Raw genomic sequence first — 794 nt, forward strand, 5'->3', positions numbered from 1 at the left:
GTGCAGAGCGGCCCGCTGAAGAACCTCAACGTGAAATGGCGCAACGCGACCATTCGCCGGGACTTCAGCACCAACGAATTTGACGAGAACCGGATTTTTATCAGCTATCCGATTTCGTTGTTGTAACGGTTGGCGGTTTACCCTGTGGGAGCGAGCCTGCTCGCGAAAGCGCCGGACCAGTCGATTTGTTCTGACTGGCACACCGCATTCGCGAGCAGGCTCGCTCCCACAAGGGGATTGCATTGCAAGGCAGGTATCGGGTCTTGAGAAAATGAATCGCCCCTTCCGTCATCTACACCAAAAGTCGCGTTGACAAGATCCGGAAACCCTACCGATACTTCAGCGCAGTCATACGACAACCTACAACAAACCTAATAACAATGTGTTCAGGGATTGCCATGACGTCTACCTCTACCCCCCGCACTCCTTTCAACCGCCTGCTGCTGACCGGTGCCGCCGGCGGTCTGGGCAAAGTGTTGCGCGAACGCCTGCGCCCTTACGCCAATGTGCTGCGCCTGTCCGACATCGCCGCCCTCGCCCCGGCCGTCGATGACCACGAAGAAGTCGTGCTCTGCGACCTCGCCGACAAGCAAGCCGTGCATCAACTGGTCGAAGGGGTCGATGCGATCCTGCATTTCGGCGGCGTCTCGGTCGAGCGCCCGTTCGAAGAAATCCTCGGTGCCAACATCTGCGGCGTGTTCCACATTTACGAAGCGGCGCGCAAGCACGGTGTGAAGCGGGTGATCTTCGCCAGCTCCAACCACGTCATCGGTTTCTACAAACAGGACCAACAG

2 protein-coding genes are annotated in these 794 nt (G+C 57.9%); both read left to right on the plus strand.

What is annotated here, in order from left to right:
• Positions 1-126: OprD family outer membrane porin (locus J5M71_RS26090; protein ID WP_207838327.1), on the plus strand; the 126-nt coding region annotated here is incomplete at its 5' end.
• A 272-nt stretch (positions 127-398) separates the two neighbouring features.
• Positions 399-794 (plus strand): NAD(P)-dependent oxidoreductase (locus J5M71_RS26095; protein WP_207838326.1); only part of this gene is annotated, 396 nt, incomplete at its 3' end.

Origin of the sequence: Pseudomonas sp. 43(2021), assembly GCF_017490805.1 — a bacterium.
GTDB lineage: Bacteria > Pseudomonadota > Gammaproteobacteria > Pseudomonadales > Pseudomonadaceae > Aquipseudomonas.